Here is a 1,138-nt window from a genome sequence, read left to right as displayed (position 1 = left end):
GGCTTTTCTTTTCCCTTCAGTTCAGCTCAAATACTTAAACCGAACTAAGTCTCTTAGAGCCTATTCAGGACTAAGACAAATCATTCGATAAGTTATTTAATCGAGCTTGACAGTCTTCGTGAGAATTCATCTGAGCAGAATCACCATCAACCGCTATATCCTCTAACGACTGGTCCGTATCCCATGTACGTGACTCTCCGGTATAGGACAGGCTAAAAATGTTTCGGCTACTATCTTGACCACGACTAATCAATGTAAAGTCAAAACCACCTAATACATTAAGGATAAGACGACGATCATCAATAGCGGTCCATTCTCCCGCATCGAATAATGCACCATCCGTTTCTAAACTACCGTCATTACCTTCATCCGAAAACTGGCCGTCAAAGGCGCCGTCTTCAGAATAGCGAATACACAGCTTCAACTCACCAGTACCGGTTAAGTTCTCATCTTCTTCAAACAAAATGAGCGCAGCACCTTCAACATTATCTTCGTCATCACTGTATTCAACAAACAATTCCTTGCCTGCTAAGTCGCCAAACGTCACGCCGCCCGTGACACTGACACCATCATAGTCAATTGTACCAGCAGAGAAGTCGACACCCACTAAGGTGCTAAAATCTACGTCTGTCCCGTCGCCAATTGCATCATATAGCGGACCACCAACATCCAGCGCTTCATCAATAGCATCGTCGATTAGAGACGAATCCTCATCATTGATCATCTGAGTCACGACCATTTCAACACCGATCATTCTAGCGCGAATACTATCAGCGTCGACCGCATCTGGGTCACTCGGACTTGAGGGGATCGCAGCATTAACCAAGCCAAGAATATCCGCCACATCGGTTAAAGCTGCCGTTCTTTCTGCACCGCTTATTTGGTTAGAAATTGAATCATCGTCTTCATTGTCATTATAAGTGTCAATAATTTGCTGATTAACCGCATCAAATACCGAAGCAATCATCGTTGAATCAATTGCAGAACTACCCGCTAATTGGTCAGCGAATTGCTCATATATAAAGGTTGAAGAGCTATCTGGAAAGAAGCTTTCTTCACCAAATACGTCATACTTTTCCTCAAAAACATCTGCAAAGATGACTGCAATCTTATGTAATAAATAGGCTTTATTTGCAGC

1 protein-coding gene is annotated in these 1,138 nt (G+C 43.1%); it reads right to left on the bottom strand.

What is annotated here, in order from left to right:
* Positions 1–70 precede the first annotated feature (70 nt).
* Positions 71–1,138, bottom strand: a 1,068-nt coding sequence (locus A3766_RS30510) for a hypothetical protein (protein ID WP_197479356.1), incomplete at its 5' end; no start/stop codon positions are given.

The organism is Oleiphilus sp. HI0132 (genome assembly GCF_001635845.1).
Note: the sequence above shows the minus strand (reverse complement) of the source record. Positions and strands in the feature narration are given on the sequence as shown.